The 22,496-nt window shown below is 64.2% G+C and carries 22 protein-coding genes and 1 pseudogene; 2 read left to right on the top strand and 21 right to left on the bottom strand.

Annotated features, from left to right (window positions below; translation table 11 throughout):
* Positions 1 to 86: 86 nt before the first annotated feature.
* On the top strand, positions 87 to 290 hold the full coding sequence (locus tag B1A87_RS04565) for a cold-shock protein (RefSeq protein WP_011692441.1): 204 nt from the start codon (positions 87 to 89) through the stop codon (positions 288 to 290).
* Between the two features lie 143 nt (positions 291 to 433).
* Here the strand turns inward: B1A87_RS04565 and B1A87_RS04560 are convergent, their stop codons facing one another.
* The 12 genes from B1A87_RS04560 to B1A87_RS04505 form a co-directional block, all read right to left on the bottom strand.
* Entirely contained in the window at positions 434 to 865 is a 432-nt protein-coding gene (locus B1A87_RS04560; RefSeq protein ID WP_078026698.1) for a DUF2550 domain-containing protein, read from the bottom strand.
* A gap of 10 nt (positions 866 to 875) precedes the next feature.
* Positions 876 to 1,160 carry a F0F1 ATP synthase subunit epsilon gene (locus B1A87_RS04555; protein ID WP_078026699.1) on the bottom strand — a complete coding sequence of 95 codons (285 nt, stop codon included), beginning with the start codon at positions 1,158 to 1,160 and terminating at the stop codon, positions 876 to 878.
* A 1-nt stretch (position 1,161) separates the two neighbouring features.
* Positions 1,162 to 2,616, bottom strand: a complete 1,455-nt coding sequence (atpD, locus tag B1A87_RS04550; protein ID WP_078026700.1) for a F0F1 ATP synthase subunit beta — start codon at positions 2,614 to 2,616, stop codon at positions 1,162 to 1,164.
* A gap of 81 nt (positions 2,617 to 2,697) precedes the next feature.
* Positions 2,698 to 3,588, bottom strand: coding sequence for a F0F1 ATP synthase subunit gamma (locus B1A87_RS04545; protein ID WP_078026701.1), 891 nt, complete (start codon positions 3,586 to 3,588; stop codon positions 2,698 to 2,700).
* Positions 3,589 to 3,664: 76 nt separating this feature from the next.
* The gene (gene atpA, locus B1A87_RS04540) at positions 3,665 to 5,302 is read right to left on the bottom strand and encodes a F0F1 ATP synthase subunit alpha (protein WP_078026745.1); all 1,638 of its coding nucleotides are present in this window, start codon (positions 5,300 to 5,302) and stop codon (positions 3,665 to 3,667) included.
* An 83-nt stretch (positions 5,303 to 5,385) separates the two neighbouring features.
* Complete coding sequence (locus B1A87_RS04535) at positions 5,386 to 6,213, bottom strand: F0F1 ATP synthase subunit delta (protein ID WP_078026702.1); 828 nt, start codon at positions 6,211 to 6,213, stop codon at positions 5,386 to 5,388.
* Positions 6,213 to 6,764 (bottom strand): F0F1 ATP synthase subunit B, encoded by a 552-nt coding sequence (locus tag B1A87_RS04530; RefSeq protein ID WP_078026703.1) that lies wholly within the window; start codon positions 6,762 to 6,764, stop codon positions 6,213 to 6,215. The genes B1A87_RS04535 and B1A87_RS04530 overlap by 1 nt, the downstream gene beginning before the upstream one ends.
* Before the next feature lie 53 nt (positions 6,765 to 6,817).
* Positions 6,818 to 7,036, bottom strand: a complete 219-nt coding sequence (gene atpE, locus B1A87_RS04525; RefSeq protein ID WP_003804776.1) for an ATP synthase F0 subunit C — start codon at positions 7,034 to 7,036, stop codon at positions 6,818 to 6,820.
* Positions 7,037 to 7,116: 80 nt separating this feature from the next.
* Positions 7,117 to 7,917: a F0F1 ATP synthase subunit A gene (gene atpB, locus B1A87_RS04520; protein ID WP_078026704.1), complete on the bottom strand. Its 801-nt coding sequence runs from the start codon at positions 7,915 to 7,917 to the stop codon at positions 7,117 to 7,119.
* An 81-nt stretch (positions 7,918 to 7,998) separates the two neighbouring features.
* A complete protein-coding gene (locus B1A87_RS04515) occupies positions 7,999 to 8,337 on the bottom strand; it encodes a hypothetical protein (protein WP_078026705.1) in 339 nt (112 codons plus the stop codon).
* Complete coding sequence (locus B1A87_RS04510; RefSeq protein WP_078026706.1) at positions 8,330 to 8,815, bottom strand: hypothetical protein; 486 nt, start codon at positions 8,813 to 8,815, stop codon at positions 8,330 to 8,332. The genes B1A87_RS04515 and B1A87_RS04510 overlap by 8 nt, the downstream gene beginning before the upstream one ends.
* A gap of 94 nt (positions 8,816 to 8,909) precedes the next feature.
* The gene (locus B1A87_RS04505; RefSeq protein ID WP_078026707.1) at positions 8,910 to 10,022 is read right to left on the bottom strand and encodes an MraY family glycosyltransferase; all 1,113 of its coding nucleotides are present in this window, start codon (positions 10,020 to 10,022) and stop codon (positions 8,910 to 8,912) included.
* Positions 10,023 to 10,394: 372 nt separating this feature from the next.
* Between B1A87_RS04505 and B1A87_RS04500 the strand changes: the two genes are divergently transcribed.
* Complete coding sequence (locus B1A87_RS04500; RefSeq protein ID WP_078026708.1) at positions 10,395 to 11,291, top strand: glycosyltransferase; 897 nt, start codon at positions 10,395 to 10,397, stop codon at positions 11,289 to 11,291.
* A gap of 31 nt (positions 11,292 to 11,322) precedes the next feature.
* Here B1A87_RS04500 and B1A87_RS04495 read toward each other — a convergent pair whose 3' ends face one another.
* The 9 genes and pseudogenes from B1A87_RS04495 to lysA all read right to left on the bottom strand — a co-directional run bounded on the left by B1A87_RS04495 (position 11,323) and on the right by lysA (position 22,496).
* On the bottom strand, positions 11,323 to 12,081 hold the full coding sequence (locus tag B1A87_RS04495) for a WecB/TagA/CpsF family glycosyltransferase (protein WP_078026709.1): 759 nt from the start codon (positions 12,079 to 12,081) through the stop codon (positions 11,323 to 11,325).
* The gene (locus B1A87_RS04490; protein WP_078026710.1) at positions 12,078 to 12,833 is read right to left on the bottom strand and encodes an L-threonylcarbamoyladenylate synthase; all 756 of its coding nucleotides are present in this window, start codon (positions 12,831 to 12,833) and stop codon (positions 12,078 to 12,080) included. Before B1A87_RS04490 ends, B1A87_RS04495 begins: the two co-directional genes overlap by 4 nt.
* 30 nt (positions 12,834 to 12,863) lie before the next feature.
* The gene (prmC, locus tag B1A87_RS04485; RefSeq protein WP_078026746.1) at positions 12,864 to 13,733 is read right to left on the bottom strand and encodes a peptide chain release factor N(5)-glutamine methyltransferase; all 870 of its coding nucleotides are present in this window, start codon (positions 13,731 to 13,733) and stop codon (positions 12,864 to 12,866) included.
* A gap of 36 nt (positions 13,734 to 13,769) precedes the next feature.
* Positions 13,770 to 14,843, bottom strand: a complete 1,074-nt coding sequence (gene prfA, locus B1A87_RS04480) for a peptide chain release factor 1 (protein ID WP_078026711.1) — start codon at positions 14,841 to 14,843, stop codon at positions 13,770 to 13,772.
* Between the two features lie 193 nt (positions 14,844 to 15,036).
* Positions 15,037 to 17,206 (bottom strand): annotated as a pseudogene (gene rho / locus B1A87_RS04475) (transcription termination factor Rho).
* Positions 17,207 to 17,607: 401 nt separating this feature from the next.
* A complete protein-coding gene (gene thrB, locus B1A87_RS04470; RefSeq protein ID WP_078026713.1) occupies positions 17,608 to 18,594 on the bottom strand; it encodes a homoserine kinase in 987 nt (328 codons plus the stop codon).
* Between the two features lie 2 nt (positions 18,595 to 18,596).
* Positions 18,597 to 19,703 carry a threonine synthase gene (gene thrC / locus B1A87_RS04465; protein ID WP_078026714.1) on the bottom strand — a complete coding sequence of 369 codons (1,107 nt, stop codon included), beginning with the start codon at positions 19,701 to 19,703 and terminating at the stop codon, positions 18,597 to 18,599.
* Positions 19,704 to 21,020 carry a homoserine dehydrogenase gene (locus B1A87_RS04460; protein ID WP_078026715.1) on the bottom strand — a complete coding sequence of 439 codons (1,317 nt, stop codon included), beginning with the start codon at positions 21,018 to 21,020 and terminating at the stop codon, positions 19,704 to 19,706.
* Positions 21,021 to 22,496, bottom strand: coding sequence for a diaminopimelate decarboxylase (lysA, locus tag B1A87_RS04455; RefSeq protein ID WP_078026716.1), 1,476 nt, complete (start codon positions 22,494 to 22,496; stop codon positions 21,021 to 21,023). It abuts the gene before it with no gap.

Raw genomic sequence — 22,496 nt, 5'->3', positions numbered from 1 at the left:
CTGCAGCCAGGATTCTTCTCGCGGAGTGACCAAGACCAGTACGAAGTGTGCTGGCCTTAATTTAGTTCCATAATGAGGAGAAATAAATGGCACAGGGAACCGTCAAGTGGTTCAACGCTGAAAAGGGCTTCGGCTTCATCACCCCGGATGACTCCGATGGAGATGTCTTCGTTCACTACTCCGAGATCCAGACGGGTGGCTTCAAGACCCTCGACGAGAACCAGCGTGTTCAGTTCGAAATCGGTCAGGGCGCCAAGGGCCCCCAGGCCACCGGCGTAACGCTGGTCTAATTAGTCGAGGACTCCCCTGACGGGAATAGCCCTTGAACCAAAATGATCCTCGGCATTCGTGCCGGGGATCATTTTTTGTGTGTCATGAATGTTTTCAGGACCTGAAACATTTGCCGGCAAAGGGCAGAATCAGGGATGGATGTTCAGCGCCAGGTGCCGACGCCGATGACCGGCCCGGCTTCGAGCCAGGAGGAGAGTCCGGTGTAGGCGTCAAACTTCATCGCCAGGAAGACGTCCTGGCCCTCGTAGCGCAGTTCCACGATGACGACGTCGGGCTGGACCTTGACCAGCTCAGCCTCCGTGGGCTGCCGGCGACCCAGGAGCTCAAGGGAGCTGCGCTTGAAGCGGTACCGGGGGCGGACGCTGAGCGAGAGCAGCTTGAACCACTCCAGCTCGTTGTCCTGATAACGACAAACCCCCATCTGCCAGCTCTTTCCAGCTGTGCAAATGGAGGCGTCCACCGTGCCCAGGGCGCGCCGCAGGTTGAAGCGGCGCACCCCGAAAAGGCACAGCGTAAAAATCAGCAACGCGAACACGGTTGCTATTGCGATGAACGGAAAACCAGTAACGTCCATCAAGGTCGTGCTAGCGGATCCCCGCAGTGGCCGCGTCACCCAGCTGGGCGTTGTCAGCAACAATGACCACGCGGTTGTTGTCAACGGAGAAGAATCCGCCGTCAACAACTACAGCAATGCGGTCACCGGAAACAGGCTCGATTGCCAGTTCACCCTCGGCCAAAATCGCCAGTACGGGCGAGTGGCCGGGCAGGATTCCGATTTCACCATCGCTGGTGCGGGCCTTGACCATCTTGGCCGCTCCGGACCACACGAAGTGGTCCGCCGCGACAATCTCAACCTCAAGCTCAGCCATATTACTTGGTCTGTTCCTGGATCTTGGCCCACTGGCGCTCAACGTCATCCAGGCCGCCGACGTTGAAGAACGCCTGCTCTGCAATGTGGTCGAGGTCGCCGTCGCAGATGGCGGTGAAGCCTTCAACGGTGTCCTTGATGGAGACCGTGGAACCTTCGACGCCGGTGAACTGCTTGGCCGTGTAGGTGTTCTGCGAGAGGAACTGCTGGATACGGCGTGCACGCGACACGACGATCTTGTCTTCCTCGGACAGTTCGTCAACACCAAGGATGGCGATGATGTCCTGGAGTTCCTTGTTCTTCTGCAGGATCTGCTTCACACGGACGGCCGTGTTGTAGTGGTCCTTGCCGATGTACTGCGGGTCCAGGATTCGGGACGTCGACGTTAGCGGGTCCACGGCCGGGTACAGGCCACGCGAAGCGATTTCACGGGAAAGTTCCGTGGTCGCGTCGAGGTGCGCGAACGTGGTGGCCGGTGCCGGGTCGGTGTAGTCATCTGCGGGAACGTAGATGGCCTGCATCGAGGTGATGGAGTGGCCCTTGGTGGACGTGATGCGCTCCTGGAGGAGACCCATCTCGTCGGCAAGGTTCGGCTGGTAGCCCACGGCCGACGGCATGCGGCCGAGGAGGGTGGAAACCTCGGAGCCTGCCTGCGTGAAGCGGAAGATGTTGTCGATGAAGAGCAGCACGTCCTGGTTCTGCACATCGCGGAAGTACTCCGCCATGGTCAGTGCCGACAGGGCAACGCGCAGACGCGTTCCCGGCGGCTCGTCCATCTGGCCGAACACAAGGGCGGTGTCCTTGAGGACGCCTGCCTCTTCCATTTCAACCCAGAGGTCGTTACCTTCACGGGTACGCTCGCCAACACCGGCGAACACCGAGGTGCCACCGAAGTTGCGGGCAACACGGGTGATCATTTCCTGGATCAGAACGGTCTTGCCAACGCCAGCGCCGCCGAACAGGCCGATCTTTCCACCCTTGATGTACGGGGTGAGGAGGTCGATGACCTTGATGCCGGTTTCCAGCATTTCGGTGGAACCCTCAAGAGTCGCGAAGGCAGGAGCCTTGCGGTGGATTGACCAGTGGTCCGAAGCCTGGATCTCGGACTCGTCAACGTCAAGCGGCTTGCCGAGGACGTTGAAGATGTGGCCCTTGACGCCGTCGCCGACGGGAACGGTGATCGGCGAGCCTGTGTCCACCACATTGGTGCCGCGGACTAGTCCGTCGGTAGCCTGCAAGGCGATGGCGCGAATGAGGTTGTCACCCAGGTGCAGGGCAACCTCGAACGTGACAGTCTTGGTCTCACCGTTGAGAGTAATCTCCGTGGTGAGTGCGTTGTAAATCGAAGGGATTGCGTCAGCCGGGAATTCGACGTCGACAACCGGGCCAATAACACGTGCAATGCGGCCGGTAGCACCGGACGTTGCGGCTACGTGTTCGGTAGCGGTGGCAGTCATCTCTCTCACTTCACTCAGTAGATGGCGTGGGGGTTAAGTTTATCTTTTGGTGCAGGTAAAGCTGGATCCGGAACCGTCCGGCTACGACGCGAGAGCGTCGGCGCCGGCCACGATTTCGGAAAGCTCCTGCGTAATCTCAGCCTGGCGGGCGGTGTTGCGCAGACGCGTGTACTTCTTGATGAGGTCCGTGGCGTTGTCGCCGGCAGACTTCATGGCCCGCTGGCGTGCTGCGAGCTCGGAAGCCGCTGCCTGCAGCATGGCCGCGAAAATCCGCGCTTCGATGTACCGGGGCAGCAGGGCATCGAGGACCTGCTCCGGCTCCGGTTCGAATTCGTACAAGGGCAGCAGCTCCGATTCGGAAGCGGCCTGCTCTTCCACAACTTCGAGCGGAAGAAGACGGATGACCGTCGGCTCCTGCGTCACCATGGACTTGAAGCGGGTGTAAACGACGTGGATCTCATCCACGCCGCCCGCTTCGAAGTCCGTTGCGAAGTCCTCCAGCAATGCCGCGCCGACTTCCTGCGCCGTAGCAAACTCCGGTGCATCAGTACCGCCGGTCCAGACCCGCCCGTAGGGGCGGCCCCGGAAGTCGAAGTACGCCTGTGCCTTGCGGCCGACGAGGTACGTCTTGACTTCCTTGCCTTCGGCGCGGAGCAGCTCGTTCAGGCCCTCGGCCTGCTTCAGGACGCTCGCGGAGTAGGAACCTGCCAGGCCACGGTCCGAGGTGATTACCAGGACTGCGGCGCGGCGGATTTTCTCCGGCTCGGTGGTCAAAGGGTGGTCGATTTCGCTCTGGCTTGCGACAGCAGAAACGGCGCGGGTAATTGCGTTCGCGTAAGGCAGTGAAGCCGCTACGCGTGCGCGGGCCTTGCCGATGCGCGAGGTAGCGATCAGTTCCATCGCCTTGAAGATCTTGCGCATCGACGTCGTCGAGGCGATCTTCTGGCGGTAGACCCGAATCTGGGCTCCCATACTTATCCTTTCCTAAGATCCCGATGGCCGGGACTGCCGGGACCACGAATGGTTCCGGCAGTCCCTGCCAGCGAAACTAGCGCTTCTGCCTGACGATTTTTTCCTGGTCGACCTGGCCCTCGGAGATAGCATCATGCTCCTCGTGGCCGGCACCTACCAGATGGTTGTCTCCCTCGCCGAAGAAGCCCTTCTTGAACTCCACGATCGCGGTCTTCAGTGCTTCTGCGGTGTCATCGTCCAGAACGTTGGTCTGCGCCAGCGTGGTGAGGATGGAGGACTTGTGCTTCAGGTGCTCCAGGAACTCTGACTCGAAACGGCTGATGTCTTCAACCGGGACTTCATCCAGGTAGCCCTGCGTTCCTGCCCAGATGGACACAACCTGGTTCTCGACCGGGAACGGCGAGTACTGGCCCTGCTTGAGCAGTTCCATCAGGCGTGCACCACGGGTCAGCTGCTGGCGGGATGCGGCATCGAGGTCCGATGCGAACATCGCGAATGCCTGCATGTCGCGGTACTGTGCAAGGTCCAGCTTCAAGGTACCGGAGACCTTCTTCATCGACTTGACCTGCGCGGCGCCGCCGACTCGGGACACCGACACGCCAACGTCAACAGCGGGACGCTGGTTGGCGTTGAAGAGGTCCGACTGCAGGAAGATCTGGCCATCGGTAATGGAGATCACGTTGGTCGGGATGTAGGCAGAGACGTCGTTTGCCTTGGTTTCGACGAGCGGCAGGCCGGTCATCGAGCCCGCGCCGAGCTCGTCAGAGAGCTTCGCGCAACGCTCCAGCAGGCGGGAGTGCAAGTAGAACACGTCACCCGGGTAGGCTTCACGTCCCGGCGGACGGCGGAGCAGCAGGGACACTGCACGGTAGGCCTCGGCCTGCTTGGAGAGGTCATCGAACACGATGAGGACGTGCTTGCCGCCGTACATCCAGTGCTGGCCGATGGCGGAACCTGCGTAGGGTGCCAGGTACTTGAAGCCAGCGGGGTCAGAAGCCGGGGAGGCAACAATCGTGGTGTATTCCAGCGCGCCGTTGTCCTCGAGCGTCTGGCGGATGGCGGCAATGGTCGACGCCTTCTGGCCGATTGCCACGTAAACGCAGCGAACCTGCTTCTTCACGTCACCGGAGGCCCAGTTGGCCTTCTGGTTGATGATGGTGTCAATGGCAATTGCGGACTTGCCGGTCTGGCGGTCGCCAATGATCAGCTGGCGCTGGCCACGGCCGATCGGGATCATGGCGTCGATTGCCTTCAGGCCGGTCTGCATCGGCTCGTGCACAGACTTGCGCTGGGTCACGCCGGGCGCCTGGAGCTCCAGGGCACGGGTGGTCTCGGCCTTGATCTCGCCGAGGTCATCGATGGGCACGCCCAGCGGGTCAACCACACGGCCGAGGAACGCGTCGCCGACCGGCACGGACAGAACCTGTCCGGTGCGGTGCACTTCCTGGCCTTCTTCGATGCCCGTGAAGTCACCGAGGATGATGACACCGATCTCGCGGACGTCGAGGTTCTGGGCGAGGCCCAGCGTGCCGTCTTCGAAACGAAGCAACTCGTTCGCCATGACCGAGGGAAGGCCCTCAACACGGGCGATGCCGTCACCTGCGGTGGTCACACGGCCGACCTCTACGCGCTCTGCGTTTCCGGGTTCGTAGGACGCCGCGAACTCGTTCAACGCAATACGGACGTCGTCGGCGTTGATGGTCAATTCGGCCATCTGCAGTCCCTGCTCTCCTGTTTTCGTGATCATCGTTGCTCACGATGACCGGGGTTTCTATCAGTTAAGTTGTGCTTGTCCGGCTAGCCGGCCAGTTGGCGGCGAAGCTCCAACAGGCGGGTGATGACGGAAGCGTCGAGCACTTCGTCACCAACCTGCACTCGGATTCCGCCGATCAGCGCCGGATCAACAGTGGTGTTGATCTTGAGCTCCCGCCCGTAGAGGGAGTTGAGCCCGAGCTGCAGACGGCTGGCCTGCGTCTCCGTGAGGGGACGCGTGACACTGACCGTTGCAATCCACCGCTGCTGGCGCCTGGCGGCAAGCTCGGCGAAGCGGCCGACGAGCTTGGTGGACTTGAGTCCGCGTGGCTGCGACACTGCCTGGCCGATGAGGGCCTTGGCTTCCTCGCTTGCGCCAGGTACCAGCCTCTCCGCCAAGACAATCTTTGCTGCGGCGCTGGCCTGCGGTTCAGACAGAGCACGCTGCACCTCGTGGCTTGACGCCACGGCCTGGTTGAAAGAGAACAGATCGTTCTCGAGTTCTTCCAGCCCCGAGATTCCGGAGGCAGAAACGGCCGACTTGTTTTCTGCAACGGCAATTACTACCGTCGCGGCAAGCGTCTCGAGTGCATCGCCGATGTCTCGCGCAGATGCCCAGCGTGAGCTGGCCAGCCCGGCTGCGATGTCCGCAGCCTCAGCGGAGACTTTTCCGCCGAACAGTTTCCTGATCAGCGCCGACTTTTCGTCACCGCTGCGGGACGGGTCAGTCAGGGCGCGGCGCAAGCCAGCCGAGCTGTCTATCGCTCCCAGGATTCCGAAGAGTTCCTTTGCCAACTGCAGCGATGCAAATGGAAGCTTGGCTTCCAGTTCGGTCAGCGCTTTGGTCAGCGATTCGCTCGATACACCTGCCATTACTTTCCTACACCTGCGTTCTGGGTCTCCAGATCAGCCAGGAAGCGGTCAACAACACGTGCCGCACGCGCGTCGTCCTCAAGGGACTCGCCAACGATGCGGCCAGCCAGCGTGGTGGCAAGGGTGCCCACCTCTGAACGCAGGGCCACTACCGCAGCCTGGCGCTCGGATTCGATCTGCACGTGTGCCTGCGCAGTGATGCGCGCAGACTCGGCTGCAGCCTTCTCCTTCAGCTCCGCAAGGATCTGGGCGCCTTCGGCACGAGCTTCCTCGCGGATGCGGTTGGCTTCGGCACGGGCCTCGGTGAGCTGCTGCTTGTACTGCTCGAGTGCGGCGGAAGCCTCGGCCTGCGCCTGCTCGGCCTTGGCGATGCCGCCTTCAATGGCCTCGGCACGCTCTGCGAACGTCTTCTCGAACATCGGGACAACAAACTTGACCACGATGAAAAAGAGGACAGCAAAGCCGGCGAGGACGACGCCCATTTCCCAGACATTGGGAACGAGCGGGTTAGCCGCCTCGGCGGTGGCGGCTGAGATGATCAGCTGATTCATATTTCACCCGTCCTTATCTACTCGGTTCTGAATGTTCGCTTGGTTCTGAAGGTTTACTTGAGAACGAAAGCGAAGACCAGGCCCAGGATGGCGAGGGCTTCAGTCAGCGCAAGGCCGAGGAATGCGATCGGCTGCAGAACGCGCTGTGCTTCCGGCTGACGTGCCACACCGTTGATGTAAGCGGCGAACACGAGACCCACACCGATACCACCGCCGATGGCGGAGAGGCCGTAGCCGATGAGGTTGAGGGAGCCGTTGATGGAGCCTTCCATTTTTCTTCCTTTCAAGATGCCATCTCTGTGGCAGGTTGTTTGGGTTGCTTCATCCCCGTGAGGGGAAGTTTGTGGGGTGCCTAGTGGCTGTCGGCGTGGAGTGCGCCTTCAATGTAGATTGCCGTCAGCAGGGTGAAGACATAGGCCTGCAGCGCCATGATGAGCGCTTCGAGCATGTACATGGCGATCGCGCCGGCAAGGACCAGAACAGAGGTGCCCTTGAGCAGAACGTTTTCCTGCATGACGAGGTATTCGATTCCCGAACCGGCGATCATGACGATCAGGTGGCCGGCCAGCATGGTGGCAAACAGACGGAGGCTGTGCGTAACCGGGCGGACCAGGAAGTTGGAGATGATCTCGATCGGGATGACGATCGGAAGGATGTATATCGGCACTCCGGACGGCACGGTGGCGAGCTTGAAGTACCGCAGTCCGTTCTTCTTGACGCCGATGGCGATCCAGGTGATGTACACGATGACGGCCAGCACGTACGCGCCGCCGACGTGGGAGAAGCTCGGGAGCTGGACCACGGGGATCGCGCCATAGATGTTGTTCACCAGAATGAAGAAGAACAGGCTGAACAGAAGCGGGACATACTTCATGAAGTCTCTGCCGCCGATGATGTCCTTGGCGATGCTGTTGCGGACGAAGCCATAGGCCATCTCACCCGCGAACTGCAGCTTGCCAGGAACCAGCTGCTGCTTCCGCGCAGCTAGCAGAAAGAATGTAGCGATAATGACGACGGACAGGATTACCAGCAGCATCTGCTTGGAGAATCCGTCTGCCGCACCCCACGGCAGGATTGCCGGCAGGTGCATTTCTTCAATTCCAGGAGGAGTGAACTCTCCTGAATTTTGGGCCGGGAGCGCAAGCGCGATCAACGCGTTTCCTCTCTGCAGTGTCCATCGTTGGGCGTTGGTCGGGTTCCGGCGTGCTTCATGCTTGCCCTCCCCCTCGTAAAATTATTTGGCATTACTGTTCCCATCCTCAGACGGGCCGCTGGCTGCACCGTTCCCACCAGCTGGATTTCTCGAACTGGTGAGGCCGTGCATATGGGACAGATAGAACCCTCCCGCAGCTCCAAGCAGAGCGCCTAGGAGCACAATCCAGCGGGTTCCCCACAGATAATCCAGACCCCACCCTATCAAACTCCAGACGATGATTCCGCCAATAATGTAGCTAAAGACGGCAATTCCAGCGTTGTAACCGCCGTCACCATTTTCCGCTGAGACGCCCGGAGCGCCGGTCCGTTTGGCGGGTTCGCCGGAGGGGTTTTTGCCGGGGTGGTTTTGCTTAGACATCGGTGTTGCCCTTGGTTGGTTCGGGGTCGTTGTAGATCTGCAACCGCGCTTTGCTGAAACCATAGATTTCAGCCGCCTGCCAGGTCACCACAGCGACGACCGCTCCGATCAGGAACCAGCGCCCATGCAGCCACTCGGGCGCACCAATCGCAAAAAGGACCACGGCGAAGCCGATGACCTTGACGAAATAGGTAGCCACGAACAGGCCAATGGCGCCGGACGGGTTGTTCCGGCCGACGAAGTGGCCGATCAGGAGGCTGATGGCAAAGAAAGCCATGACCAGCAGCCCGCCGAAGCTGCTGGAAAGCAGTCCGGTCCAGCCATTCAGTGCTGCTGCCACAATGCCCGTAAGGACAAGGGCGGCCGCGGAAACGGTGGAGCTGATTCCCAGCAGGCCCAGCCACAGCGACCGGGTGGGGCCGGAGACGCCAACGGATCCTTTGCCGGACGCAGGTCCGGGCTCGGCGCTGGAGGTCATGCGAACCCAATCTTCGGGGCCAGGGGGTGGAGTGGCGCAGGAAAGACCTGCCCCTGAATTCTACACGAGATAGAAATATTCGGGAAAGCCGAGGTTATTCCGGTGTTTCCGCGCCCCGCCGGCTGAGATAAGGCCACGCCGTGATGAGCCCCATCACCAGGGCGGCGGCGATGTCCACCGCGAGAACCAGCTGCCAAGGGTAGACCGCGAAGGCCAGTCCGCCGAACGACAGCACTGCGGTCCACAGGTACATCAGCATCACGGCAGTGCGGTGGGAGTACCCGATGTCCATCAACTTGTGGTGCAGGTGGCCCCGGTCGGCTGACCAGGGCGAGCGGCCGACGGCAGTGCGCCGGACCACCGCCAGTCCGAGGTCCAGCAGCGGCAGGAAAAGCACGGCGAAGGGAAGCAGGATCGGGATGATCGTGGGGATACCGCTGACGCGGTCATAGAGCCCCGAGCTGATTTGGCCCGTCGACACGACGCCTGCCGACGCCATCAGCAGGCCGATCAGCATCGCCCCGGAATCCCCCATGAAGATCTTCGAGGGAAACCAGTTGTGCGGCAGGAACCCCAGGCAGCTGCCCACGAGCACCGCGGTCAGGAGCGTGGCAAGGTCCGAGCGGTCCAGCAGCGGCGCGTTCCGGTGCACCCAGTACGCGGTCAGGAAGAAGGCCGAGCCGCCGATGATGGCCACGCCGGCGGCCAGCCCGTCCAGTCCGTCGATGAAGTTGAAGGCATTCATCGTGGTCACGATGAGGCCGGCGGTGACGAGGATGCTGACAGGTTCCGACTCGAAGCGGATGGGCTCGGGAACGAAGGGAATGATGGTCATCCGGACGCCCCACACAGCTACTACGAGGCCGGCGACGCTCTGCCCGATGAGTTTGACCCACCAGCGCAGATCCAGGAGATCGTCCGCGACGCCAACGAGCACAATGACGGCTGCCCCCGCCAGCACGCCCCACGGGGCCGCATTGGCGTGGAAGATGTCCTTGACGAAAAAAGACTGGTTCGCGACCACGAGTGCCACCAGCACTCCGGCGAAGATCCCCAGGCCGCCGAGCCGCGACACCGGGCTCGAATGCATGTCACGGCTGCGGATGGGGGCAAAGAGCTCGAGCCTGTTGCCGACCAGGCGTGCGCCCCAGGTCGCCGCATACGAGACAACCGCCGCCGTCAGCATCATGAGCAGGTACATGATCACGGCGCGTCACCCGTTCCGCGGACCCGCTGCGCACCGGCGTTCGATTTCCCGGCCCTCTGCGCCCGGGCAAAGTGCGACCCGCAGACGCGCGAAGCGGTCACCTGTGGAGCGGCATAGCACCGGGTTACGGGCCGGCGCAGATGCGCGATGAGGTTTGGGGGGCTGTGGGGGCTAAATAGCTGTGGATCTGACGTGCAATAAATGAAACTTCTCCGTCGCCATGCGCACAGACAGGCAGTGCATAGTGCCTGACGGGGCTGTATTACAGTGGACTCTAGTCAAGATACTAACGCCAACGGCTACATGGCTTCGCGTCACACGGCCCAACGCCGGCGGGAAACTTGCCGGCGGCTGTGCTGAAAGGAACCCGCAATGCCAGTGTCGGTCGCAGTTGCCGCCGTGACGTTTGACCGTCCCCGTGAGCTTGCCGTCCTCCTGAACGCGATCAACGGCCAGACGGCGCCCGTGGCGTCCATTTGCCTTGTTGACAGCGGCACCGTGCCGGCCGCGGACGTTGCCGGACAGCACGAAAATGTGGACTACATCCGCTCGGAAGCCAACCTCGGCGGCGCCGGCGGATTTTCCCTGGCCGTCCTGAAAGCGGTGGCAAGCGGCGCTGACTGGATCTGGATGATGGACGACGACGCCGAGCCGGCGGATCCCGCGTGCCTCGCCACCCTGATCCGTGAGGCGGAGGCTCGGGACCTGGAGGCGGTGGTTCCGCTCGTGGTGGCACCCGGGCACCCCGACAGGCTCTCCTTTTTCTTCCGCCTCGACGGCAAGGTGACCCACGACCGGGGCGCGCTGGAGAAGGTGGGATTCCTTCCGAACGACGGCCACTTCTTCAACGGCGCACTGATCCGCTCCGATGTCTTCTTCAAGGTTGGCCTGCCGGACATGCGCCTCTTCATCCGCGGTGACGAGGTGGACTTCACCATCAGGCTGCGCAAGGCGGGCGTCCGCTTCGGCACGGTCACCACGGCAGCCATCACGCATCCGCACGCCTTCTCCGAAACCAAGCACGTCTTCGGCGCCCGCTGGCACGTCATCGTCCCCGAGACTGCGTTCAAGCGCTATTACTACTACCGCAACCGCGGCTATCTGATCCGCCGCCACTTCCGCGTCAAATCATTGGTTGCCGACGTCGGCGGCTACCTCGGCTACTTCCTGCGCCGCGGCGATTTCCGCGGCTTGGGCGACTGGTTCAGGGCATTCTCGGCAGGACTCCGGGGCAAGGGGTTCGGTCCCCTGAAGGACCAGACGTTCTAGGGTTGGCGCCCGCGCCCGGCTGACGCGGCAGCTAGCCCTGCCCGCGGAGCCGGCGCCGAACCAGGAGCCCGAGTAGGACCCAGGGTTCACCGAACACCCGGTAGGCAACCCGCCGCGGATGCAGCAGGAGCCGCCACGCCCACTCCAGGCCGAGGCGGCCAAGCCAGCGCGGCGCCAGCTTCTGGATTCCCGCAATCTGCTCGATGGCACCGCCAACAGCGCAGTAGACCGCGGGAGGAAGGGAGCCGAGGCGGCGCCGCAGCACCTTTTCCTGCAGGGGCATCCCCAGTCCGATCAGCACCAGCTGCGGCCGCTGTACGGCCAGCCAGGCGGTGACCTCCTCTTCGAGCTCCTCGTCCCAGCCCTCGCCCGGCATGCCGGAGACGGACGCCCCGGGCGCAATAGCCTGCAGCTTGGCCACGGCCTTGGCGTTGGCCACCGGGCCGGCCCCGACGACGGCGATGCTTCTCAGGCCGCTGACCTGGCCCAGCGCGGGAATCCAGTCAGTCGACCCCAGCCGGTAGTCCATGACGGGTCCGGACAGCTTCCGTCCCCTCCCCCAGAGCCACAGAACGGGCGCGCCGTCGATCAGCACGACGTCGCTGTCCTCGTACAACGTGCGGAATTCCGGTTCGGAATGGAAGAGCGTCACGCTGTGGAGGTTGTGTCCGACGACGGTGCGGGTGGTTCCGTCGGCCACGAACTTGTCGAGGACTTCCGTGAGTCCGGCGACGTCCAGCGGCGTGGCGTCCACACCGAGGACCGGGATGGGTTGCCGCTGGAGCATCATTCCGTGCCGGACGCTTGGTCGCCGTCCCCGGGACGGTCCGCCGGATCCTCAGCCTCGTCGGTATCGCCGGCGCCGGACGGTTCCGGGCCGTTGCCCTGGAGATCGAGCACGCCGGGAACCACTTCCCGCAGCCGTTCCAGGCTCACGGCTCCCTCGCGGACAACACGCAGTGGCAGTGATGTCGCGTCCACTATGGTGGACGGCAGTGCGTCCGTTCCTTCCACCGGGCGGAAACCGCCCTCAAGGTAGACTTCCACGGATTCTGCCAGCTGGGAACGGGCCTCGAATGCAGTCTGGGCCGGGGCCTGCCCGGTCCTGTTTGCCGACGACACGGCCAGCGGCCCGGTCAGGGTCAGGAGGTCCTGAGCCACTTCATCCGCCGGAATCCGGAGGGCCACGGTGCCCTTAGTCTCGCCAAGGTCCCAGTCGAGGGAAGGCTGGGCGTGGAATATGAGCGTCAGGCCGCCGGGCCAGAAGGCCTCGGCCAGCTGGCGGGCTTCGGTAGTGACATCGGTCGCCAGGCCATCGAGGGCGTTGAGGCGCGGAATCAGCACCGGCGGGGGCATGTTACGGCCGCGGCCCTTGGAAACCAGCAGCATGGTGACAGCCTGCGGCGAAAATGCGTCGGCTGCGATCCCGTAGACGGTATCCGTGGGGAAGACGACGCACTTCTTCTCGAGGATGGCACGCCGTGCGTGGGCCAATCCTGCGGTGCGCTCGTCATCGGCTGTGCAGTTATACGTAGTGGTCACTGCCTCATTCTTTCATTACTGCGCGGGCGGTTAAGCAAGGACGGCGCTGGTGGCCCGTTCCTTGCCGTTGAGGTCCAGGTGCGTGGTCACCTCGGACCACCGTCCCGTTCCGGCCAGCATGGCGGAAATCCATGCGGCCTGGACTTCGGCGTGTTCCATGACGAAGTAGCCGCCCGGAACCAGCAGCCTGGCCGCGGAGGCCGCGGCCGCCGTCGGAAGTTCCATGCCATCCGCTCCCCCGCCGTACAGTGCCTCGGGAGGATCGTGGAGCGCCACTTCGGGCTCGTTCGGAATTGCCTCGGCGGGAATGTACGGCGGGTTGGACACGACGACGTCGAAGGTTCCGTTGAGCTCCGGCAGCGCGTCCCGCAGGTCTCCCCGGACGAGCGTTACGCCGAGTGGCTGGAGGTTTTTCGCGGCCCAGGCATGCGCAAATTCGCTGTACTCGACCGCATGGACGGCCGCTTCGGGCACTTCGTGCGCCACTGACCCTGCGATGGCCCCGGACCCCGTGCCCAGATCCACGACCTTGGGCCGGGCCACGCCGGCGCGGAGAAGGTCCCGGAGCCGGTCGATCACCAGCTGGACCACGGACTCTGTTTCCGGGCGGGGGATGAAGACGCCGGGACCCACCGCGAGTTGAAGGTAGCGGAAATGCGCGACGCCGGTGATGTGCTGCAGCGGAATCCGGCGGGCCCGTTCGGCCACCAGTTCCGCATAGCCGGCCGGCGCCGGGGCATCGCCCCGCAGCATGGCGCGCAGCCGTCCGAGCCCGACGCCCAACAAGTGGTCGGCCAGCAGTTCGGCGTCGACCCTCGGGCTGGGAACGCCGGCATCGGCAAGAATCGCAGTGGCCTGGCTGACGGCATCGGCCAGCGACTGGCCGGTGCCGGCCGTCATGTTCTCGGGCGTCATGGGGTGTTCAGCGCTTCCCGGCTAGTCGCCGATGGCGTCCAGGCGTGACTGCTCGTCCATCTCGATGGCCGACTGGATGACCGGCTCAAGGTCGCCGTTCATGACCTGGTCCAGGTTGTAGGCCTTGTATCCGGTCCGGTGGTCCGCGATCCGGTTCTCCGGGTAGTTGTACGTGCGGATCCGCTCGGAACGGTCCATCGTGCGGATCTGCGACTTGCGCTGGGCGGAGTTCTCGGCGTCGATCTGCTCCTGCTGGTGGGCAAGGATGCGGGCGCGGAGAACGCGCATGCCCGCTTCGCGGTTCTGCAGCTGGGACTTCTCGTTCTGCATGGCCACCACGATGCCGGTGGGAAGGTGCGTGATACGGACCGCGGAGTCCGTGGTGTTAACGGACTGGCCGCCGGGTCCCGAGGACCGGTAGACGTCGATCTTGAGATCGTTCTGGTTGATTTCGAGCTCTTCGGGCTCGTCCACTTCAGGCAGCACCAGAACGCCGGCAGCCGAGGTGTGGATGCGCCCCTGCGACTCGGTGACGGGAACGCGCTGCACGCGGTGCACGCCGCCCTCGAACTTCAGCCGCGCGTAGACGCCCTCGGCGGGATCGTTCGAATTGCCCTTGATGGCCACCTGAACGTCCTTGTAGCCGCCAAGGTCAGATTCGTTCGCGGAAATCATTTCCGTCTTCCAGCCGCGGGTTTCCGCGTAACGGGTGTACATCCGCAGCAGGTCGGCAGCAAACAGGGCAGCCTCGTCGCCGCCTTCACCGCCCTTGACCTCAAGGATCACGTTGCGGGCATCGTCAGGATCGCGCGGGATCAGCAGCCGGCGCAGCTTTGCCGCGGCCGTCTCCAGCGCGGCCTCAAGCTCGGGCACCTCCGCGGCAAACTCGGGATCCTCGTCAGCCATTTCCTTCGCGGCCGCAAGGTCATCCTCGATTCCGTGCCAGGCATGATACGCCTCGACAATGCCGTTCAGCTGGGCTGAGCGCCGCCCCAGTTTCCGGGCGAGCCGCTGGTCAGCATAAACAGCAGGATCCCCGAGCTGCGCCTGGATAGCATCATGCTCATCAAGCAGGCCCTGTACGGACTCAAACATTTTCAAAACCTCTTTCGACTCTTACAAGTCTAGTAACTGCAACGCGGGGTCACTTACCGCCCATTTCAAGGGTCCTATTGGGCTCGATGTGACCCCGCGTTGCTTTTGAAGCGGAGGAACCGGTTAACGCAACAACCGCCCGGGAAATTGGCGGCCCGGGAAGGGCCGCCAATTTTCGGGCGGTTACGCGGCGCTATTTGTCGTTATCGGACTTCGCACCAAGCGTCGTCTTCTGGACCTGCATGAGGAACTCGACGTTGCTCTGGGTCTCCCGGATCTTGTTGGTCAGCAGCTCAAGGCTCTGCTGCGTTTCGAGTCCGGAGAGGACGCGGCGCAGCTTCCACATGATCTTGACTTCCTCGGGGGAAAGCAGGTTCTCTTCGCGGCGGGTACCGGACGCGTTGACGTCCACGGCCGGGAAGATGCGCTTGTCAGCCAGCTGGCGGGACAGGCGGAGCTCCATGTTGCCGGTGCCTTTGAACTCTTCGAAGATGACCTCGTCCATCTTGGAACCGGTCTCCACGAGGGCCGTTGCCAGAATGGTGAGCGAGCCGCCGTTTTCGATGTTGCGGGCTGCACCGAAGAAGCGCTTCGGCGGGTACAGCGCGGCGGAATCGACACCACCGGACAGGATGCGGCCGGAGGCCGGTGCTGCCAGGTTGTAGGCGCGGCCCAGTCGGGTCATGGAGTCGAGGAGCACCACAACGTCCATGCCCATTTCCACGAGGCGCTTGGCGCGTTCGATGGACAGTTCGGCAACGGTCGTGTGGTCATCCGCGGGACGGTCGAAGGTGGAGGCAATGACCTCGCCCTTGACGGTGCGCTGCATGTCCGTGACTTCTTCAGGACGTTCGTCAACGAGCACCATCATGAGGTGGACCTCAGGATTGTTGGTGGTGATGGCGTTGGCGATGGACTGCAGGATGAGCGTCTTGCCGGCCTTTGGCGGCGAGACGATCAGGCCGCGCTGGCCCTTGCCGATCGGGGCAACCAGGTCGATGACGCGGGGGCCGATCTTCTTGGGGTCGGTCTCGAGGCGCAGGCGCTCGGACTGTCTCTTATACACATCTAGATGTGTATAAGAGACACTCGACGCGGTCCTTGAGCTCTTCGGAGGTCTTGCCGTTGACTGACGTCACGCGGACCAGGGCGTTGAACTTCTGGCGCGCCGTCTGCTGGCTGCGGTCCTCGCCGTCGCGGGGCGCGGATGGCGCCGACGACGGCGTCGCCCTTGCGCAGGTTGTACTTCTTGACCTGGGCGAGGGACACGTAGACGTCGTTGGGACCGGGCAGGTAGCCGGAGGTCCGGATGAAGGCGTAGTTCTCCAGGACATCCAGGATGCCCGCTACGGGCAGGAGGACGTCGTCCTCGGTGACCTCGACGTCGTCGACGTCCGGTCCCTGGGCCCGTCCGCGGCGGCGGTCGTTGCGGTCGCGGAAACGGTCGTTGCGGTCGTTGCGGGCGTTGCCGTCACGGCTGTCCCTGCTGTCGGACCGCTCGTTGCGATCGTTCCGGTCGCGGCGGTTGCGGCGGTTGCGGCGACTGCCGCCCTCGGCGTCATCGCTGTCCCGGCTGTCGTCACGGCGGTTGTCGCGGCCGGTGGAGGTTTCTGCAGCCGCCTCGCGGCCACCGCGGGTGCGGCTGTCACGGCGGTCAGTGCGCTGCCCGCCGTCGCCGGCTTCGCCGCCCTGTTCGCGGGTCTCAGCAGCGCGGGGCTCGGCGGCGCGGGTCTCAGTGGCGCGAGTCTCAGGTGCAGCGGCTTCCGCCGGAGCTTCGACGGGCTCGCCGGCCTGCGGGGCCGTTGCGGCGGCCTCACCGCGGCGGCGGTTGCGGGTACGCGGCTGGCGTCGCTCGGGAGCGCCTTCCGCGGCGGCCGGCTCTGCTGCCTCGGAAGGCGCCGGAGCAGCTGCGGCCTCGGCGGCAGCCTCGGCTGCGGGCTCCGCAGCGGGGGCGGACACCACGCCGTCGCTGACCGCACGGCGGCTGCGGCCGCTGTCTCTTATACACATCTAGATGTGTATAAGAGACAGGCCCGGGTCCCTTCCTGGGCCGGGGCTTCGGTGGCGTCGGCGGCCGGAGCCGCCGGGCTTGCCGCAGCAACGTTGTTGTCAGTTGCCTTCTCGGCAGCCCGGGCCGGAGCCTTGCTGGCCGAAGAGCCCGCGCGGTGCGCGGAAATAGCCGAGACCAGGTCTCCCTTGCGCATGCGGGAGCCGCCGGAAATTCCGAGCTGGCTGGCAAGAGCCTGCAGCTGGGCGAGCTTGAGGCCTGCGAGGCCACTGCTCTTGGCGGGTGCTTCCGTCAACGATCCGGAAACAGAAGATGATGTGTCCACAGCTGGCGACAGCTCAGTGGTTTCGGTCACGAAGGATCCTTCCCCCTCGACGGCGTCCAGACTAGGAGCTGGACGCGATGATTTGATCTGGGCTGCAGTTCAGATCTGCAGCCGTGATTTCGGCCTTGCCGGATGGAATTCGCGGCAGAGCCGGATACTGATCACCTTCAACGCTCCGAATAATGGAGGAGCGGCGGACTGACAGGTCAGGAACAGAAAAGTTTCTGCAATTTCCTGCGTCAGGCCAAGCAGGTGGCACCGAAAATATTGCGCAATAAGAGATCGAAGCAACAGCAGATCGAAACAGTCGGGGACCAGATAGGCAACACGGCCAATTTCAGGGTCTTTGACTGCACGGTCTCTTGACTGCAGGGCCTCTCGACTACAGAGTCGCCGTCTAACTGCATAAACTGCGTTGACTGACTGCGGGGTTACCGCCGGTGCACTCCCACTTTAGCACCTTCAACGTCCACTGCCAGCTTCATCACACGCCAGTTGATGTCCGGCGTGTTCGCGGCCGTAAACGCGCCGATGAACTCAAGGATGGCCGCCGCCTCCGCCTCGCCGTTCGCCAGGACCAGGACGGTGGGTCCTGCTCCGGAAACAACGGCTGCGTGCCTGGCTCCGCGCAGGGCCTTGATCAGTGCAGCACTTGGCCGCATGGCCTCCGCACGGTAGCTCTGGTGGAGGTAGTCTTCGGTGCCGGCGAGCAGGAATTCCGGCTTTTGTGTCAGCGCATGGATCAACAGCGCGGCCCGTCCGGCATTCATGGCGGCGGCGTGGTGACCGATTGACGCCGGAAGCAACGCGCGCGCAGCTTCCGTGGACAGTTCATAGTCCGGAACCGCGACGATCGGAATGACCGCTTCATCCACCGTGGCGCACGTGCTGCTGTACTGGTCACTGTCCTGCCAGGACAGCGCCAGGCCGCCGTAAATGGCGGGAGCGACGTTGTCCGGGTGGCCCTCCATCTCGCTCGTGAGCTGCAGGATCCAGTCCTTGCCGCGGCGGGACTCCTCGGGAACCAAAGCATTCGCTGCGGTGACCGCCGCGACGACGGCAGACGCCGAGGAACCCAGGCCGCGGCCATGCGGGTTGACGTTGTCTGCAGTGATCCTGAGGCCGTCATGGCGGTACCCGAGGCGGTGCAGGGCTTCGGTGATGGCCTTGACCACCAGGTGGCTGGCGTCGCGGGGCAGCGTTTCCGCGCCTTCGCCGCTGAGCTCGAACTCGAGCTGGCCGCCGGCCAGCGTCTCCACCGTGAGGGTGTCGTGCAGCGACAGGGCCAGTCCCAGGCTGTCGTATCCGGGGCCCAGGTTGGCGCTGGTGGCCGGCACCTGTACGGTCACCAGCTGCCCGGCCGGGACTGCCGGCGCGCCGGCGGCAGACTCGGCCGGGACTGTGAGGGTGGTTTCCAAGGCTATTTGTCTTCCAGTCCCAGTTCGGCGGCAACAGTCACGACGTCGTTGGACACCTTGACCGGCTGCACGTCGGATCCGTCTTCGGTGCGGAGAGCCCACTGGGGGTCTTTCAGCCCGTGGCCGGTGACCGTGATGACTATGGTCTTGCCGGCGGGGACCTCGCCCGCAGCGTGCTTCTTCAGCAGGCCAGCGACGCCGGCGGCGGAACCGGGCTCCACGAAGACGCCCTCCTTGGCGGACAGCCAGCGGTGCGCGGCGAGGATCTCGTCGTCCGTCACGGCATCGATGAAGCCGCCGGACTCATCGCGGGCAGCGATGGCGCCGTCCCACGAGGCAGGATTGCCGATCCGGATCGCCGTGGCGATGGTGTCCGGCTCCGTGATGGGGTGGCCGGCCACAAACGGTGCGGCGCCGGCTGCCTGGAAGCCCCACATCTGCGGAGTCCTGGTGGAAACAGCGGGAAGGGTGCCGGCAGTCTCCGACTCGAAGGGCGCGGAGTACTCCTTGTAGCCCTTCCAGTACGCGGTGATGTTCCCCGCGTTGCCGACGGGCAGCACGTGGATGTCCGGGGCGTCGCCGAGCGCGTCCACGATTTCGAAGGCACCGGTCTTCTGGCCCTGGATGCGGGCCGGGTTGACGGAGTTCACCAGGAAGACGGGGTAGGACTCCCCCAGCTTGCGGGCGATGTCCAGGCAGTTGTCGAAGTTACCGTCGACCTGCAGCAGGGTGGCTCCGTGCGCGATGGCCTGGCTGAGCTTGCCCATGGAAATCTTGCCCTCAGGGACCAGAACGGCGCACTTCAGGCCGGCGGCGGTGGCGTAGGCCGCGGCCGACGCGGAGGTGTTTCCGGTGGAGGCGCACACCACGGCCTTGGCGCCTGACGCCACGGCAGCAGTCATGGCCATGGTCATGCCGCGGTCCTTGAAGGATCCGGTGGGGTTCATGCCTTCCACCTTGAGGTAAACCTCAGAGCCGGTCAGCTCGGACAGCTTCTGCGCGTGGACCAGCGGCGTGCCGCCCTCACCGAGGGTGATGACCTTGGTGGATTCCGTTACGGGCAAACGATCAGCGTATTCGCGGATGACACCGCGCCATTGGTGAGCCACTTAGACTCCTTCTACCCGCAGTACGGATGTAACGGAATTGATGACGTCAAGGCCTTTGACGGCCTCGACGGTTGCTGCCAGTGCAGCTTCGGTTGCGCGGTGCGTCACGATCCGTAGTTCCGCGGATTCGACGTTCGAGTCCGCATCGCGGTGGATGGTCTGGCGCATGGTTTCGATGGAGACGTTGTGCTCGGCAAACAACTGGGCGATCCGGGCCAGGACGCCGGGCTGATCCGCAACATCCAGGCCGATGTAGTAGCTGGTGTGCACGGCGTCAATCGGCAGTGCCGGGACGTGACCGGTCGTGGATTCAATGCGTCCGGGGCCGCCCAGGACGATCCGGCGGGCAGCAGAGACGAGATCGCCCAGCACGGCGGACGCCGTCGGGGTTCCGCCGGCGCCCTGGCCGTAGAACATCAGTTCGCCGGCATTCTCGGCCTCAATGAAGACGGCGTTGAAGGCCCCGCGGACGGCCGCCAGCGGGTGCTCGCGCGGCAGGAGGGTCGGGTGGACGCGGACGGAGACGCCGTCGTTGCCCTCAGCGTCGGTCAGCTTCTCGGCAATGGCCAGCAGCTTGATGACGAATCCGGCCTCTTTGGCCGCCGCGATGTCGGCGGCACTGACGCGGGTGATGCCCTCGCAGTGGACGTTCGCCAGGTCGAAGCGTGTGTGGAAGGACAGGGACGCCAGGATCGCAGCCTTGGCCGCGGCGTCCAGGCCTTCGACGTCGGCGGTCGGATCGGCCTCGGCGTAACCGAGCCGCTGCGCCTCGGCCAGGGCGTCGGCGAACTGCGCGCCGGTGGAGTCCATCTGGTCGAGGATGAAGTTGGTCGTGCCGTTGACGATTCCCAGGACCCGGGTGATGCGGTCACCGGACAGGCTGTCGCGGATGGGGCGCAGGATGGGGATGGCACCTGCCACAGCGGCTTCGTAGGAGAGCTCGACGCCGGCCCGGTCCGCCTCTTCGTAGAGTGTGGGGCCGTCCGCGGCGAGGAGGGCCTTGTTGCCGGTGACAACGCTCGCGCCGTTCTGGATGGCCGAGAGGATCAGCGAACGGGCCGGCTCGAGGCCGCCCATCAGCTCGATCACGAGGTCGGCATCCTTGGCCAGGGTCTCGGCGTCCGTGGTGAACAGCTCACGCGGCAGTTCCACATCGCGCTCGGCGTCGAGGTTCCGCACGGCGATGCCGGCCAGCTCCAGGTGCGCACCCGTCCGGGCGGCCAGGGCGCCGGCGTCGTCCAGGAGAATCCGCGCGACCTGAGCCCCGACGTTGCCACAGCCCAGCAGGGCTACTTTCAGGGTTCGCAATTCGGTCATTCAGGCTCCCATGTCGCGGTTTAGCAGATCTTCTTCGGTTTCCCCGCGGACAATCAGCCGGGCAGCTCCGCCGCGCACAGCGACAACGCCCGGCCGGGCCAGATAGTTGTAGTTGCTTGACAGGGCCCAGCAATAGGCGCCGGTTCCCGGTACAGCGAGCAGATCACCGGCTGCCACGTCCTCGGGCAGATATACATCTCTAACAACTATGTCGCCGCTCTCGCAATGTTTGCCCACTACGCGGGACAGCTGCGGCGCCGCGGCGGAGGCCCGGGAGGCGAGAATGGCCGAATAATCCGCGTCGTAGAGCACCGGACGGGCGTTGTCGCTCATTCCGCCGTCCACCGACACATACCGGCGGGGGTGCGTAACGTTTTTTGGTCCTGATTCGGCGTCCCCGGCGGCCGGAGCGTCCACCCGGACGGTCTTGAGCGTGCCGACCTCGTACAGCGTGAACGTGCTGCTGCCCACGATGGCGCGTCCGGGCTCGATCGAGATCCGCGGGGCGGAAATGCCCAGCTCAGCGCATTTTGAGCGGACGACGGCGGCCATCGCCTGCGCGATTTCGGCTGCCGGGCGGGGCGTGTCCACCGGCGTGTAGGCGATGCCGTATCCGCCGCCGAGATCGAGCTCGGGAAGCTGGATGGAATACTTCTGCTGCATCTCGGCGAGGAAGCCCAGGAGTTTCTCCGCCGCCAGCGCAAAGCCGTCGGGTTCGAAAATCTGCGAGCCGATGTGGCAGTGCAGTCCCAGCAGGTCAACGCCGGGATAGCTGGTGGCCGCGGCCACGGCTTCCTCGGCTGCCGACAGCCCTGCCTGCTCCGTGGAGTCTCCCGCCATGGAGAGGCCGAACTTCTGGTCCTCATGGGCGGTGGCGATGAACTCGTGGGTGTGGGCGTGCACTCCGGGTGTCAGCCGCAGCATGACCTTGGCGGTCTCGCCCCGGCCGGAGGCGATTTTGGCCACGCGGTCCAGCTCATCCAGGCTGTCCACCACGATCCGGCCAAGCCGCATGTCGAGGGCCCGGTTGATCTCGGCGTCGGACTTGTTGTTGCCGTGCAGGCCCAGGTTGGCGCCGTCGATGCCGGCGCGGGCGGCGACGGCCAGTTCACCACCGGAACACGTGTCGAGGCGCAGGCCTTCCTCCGCCACCCACGTGGCCACGGCCGTGCACAGGAACGATTTGCCGGCGTAGTAGACGTCCACTCCGCCGCAGATGTCGGCAAAGGCCGCGTCGAAGGCATCCTTGAAGGCCCGTGCGCGGGCCCGGAAGTCGGACTCGCTCATGACGAACAGCGGCGTGCCGAACTGTTTCTTCAGCATGCTGACCGGAATGCCGTCGAGGGCGAGTTCGCCGTCGTCGTTCCGCTCCACTCCGGCAGCCCACATGGCCGGGTGCAGGGCATTCAGGTCCGACGGCACCGCGAGCCAGTCCGGGGCGAGCGGCGAGGACTGGTTCAAAGCATATGCGGTCAT

The organism is Arthrobacter sp. KBS0703, assembly GCF_002008315.2.
GTDB lineage: Bacteria > Actinomycetota > Actinomycetes > Actinomycetales > Micrococcaceae > Arthrobacter.
Note: the sequence above shows the minus strand (reverse complement) of the source record. Positions and strands in the feature narration are given on the sequence as shown.

Excerpts from the sequence above, each read along its gene's own strand:
- B1A87_RS04565 (WP_011692441.1), top strand. The coding sequence starts at position 87 with ATGGCACAGGGAACCGTCAAGTGGTTCAACGCTGAAAAGGGCTTCGGC.
- B1A87_RS04560 (WP_078026698.1), bottom strand. The coding sequence starts at position 865 with ATGGACGTTACTGGTTTTCCGTTCATCGCAATAGCAACCGTGTTCGCG.
- B1A87_RS04555 (WP_078026699.1), bottom strand. The coding sequence starts at position 1,160 with ATGGCTGAGCTTGAGGTTGAGATTGTCGCGGCGGACCACTTCGTGTGG.
- atpD (WP_078026700.1), bottom strand. The coding sequence starts at position 2,616 with ATGACTGCCACCGCTACCGAACACGTAGCCGCAACGTCCGGTGCTACC.
- B1A87_RS04545 (WP_078026701.1), bottom strand. The coding sequence starts at position 3,588 with ATGGGAGCCCAGATTCGGGTCTACCGCCAGAAGATCGCCTCGACGACG.
- atpA (WP_078026745.1), bottom strand. The coding sequence starts at position 5,302 with ATGGCCGAATTGACCATCAACGCCGACGACGTCCGTATTGCGTTGAAC.
- B1A87_RS04535 (WP_078026702.1), bottom strand. The coding sequence starts at position 6,213 with ATGGCAGGTGTATCGAGCGAATCGCTGACCAAAGCGCTGACCGAACTG.
- B1A87_RS04530 (WP_078026703.1), bottom strand. The coding sequence starts at position 6,764 with ATGAATCAGCTGATCATCTCAGCCGCCACCGCCGAGGCGGCTAACCCG.
- atpE (WP_003804776.1), bottom strand. The coding sequence starts at position 7,036 with ATGGAAGGCTCCATCAACGGCTCCCTCAACCTCATCGGCTACGGCCTC.
- B1A87_RS04515 (WP_078026705.1), bottom strand. The coding sequence starts at position 8,337 with ATGTCTAAGCAAAACCACCCCGGCAAAAACCCCTCCGGCGAACCCGCC.
- B1A87_RS04510 (WP_078026706.1), bottom strand. The coding sequence starts at position 8,815 with ATGACCTCCAGCGCCGAGCCCGGACCTGCGTCCGGCAAAGGATCCGTT.
- B1A87_RS04500 (WP_078026708.1), top strand. The coding sequence starts at position 10,395 with ATGCCAGTGTCGGTCGCAGTTGCCGCCGTGACGTTTGACCGTCCCCGT.
- B1A87_RS04495 (WP_078026709.1), bottom strand. The coding sequence starts at position 12,081 with ATGATGCTCCAGCGGCAACCCATCCCGGTCCTCGGTGTGGACGCCACG.
- prmC (WP_078026746.1), bottom strand. The coding sequence starts at position 13,733 with ATGACGGCCGGCACCGGCCAGTCGCTGGCCGATGCCGTCAGCCAGGCC.
- prfA (WP_078026711.1), bottom strand. The coding sequence starts at position 14,843 with ATGTTTGAGTCCGTACAGGGCCTGCTTGATGAGCATGATGCTATCCAG.
- B1A87_RS04460 (WP_078026715.1), bottom strand. The coding sequence starts at position 21,020 with ATGACCGAATTGCGAACCCTGAAAGTAGCCCTGCTGGGCTGTGGCAAC.
- lysA (WP_078026716.1), bottom strand. The coding sequence starts at position 22,496 with ATGACCGCATATGCTTTGAACCAGTCCTCGCCGCTCGCCCCGGACTGG.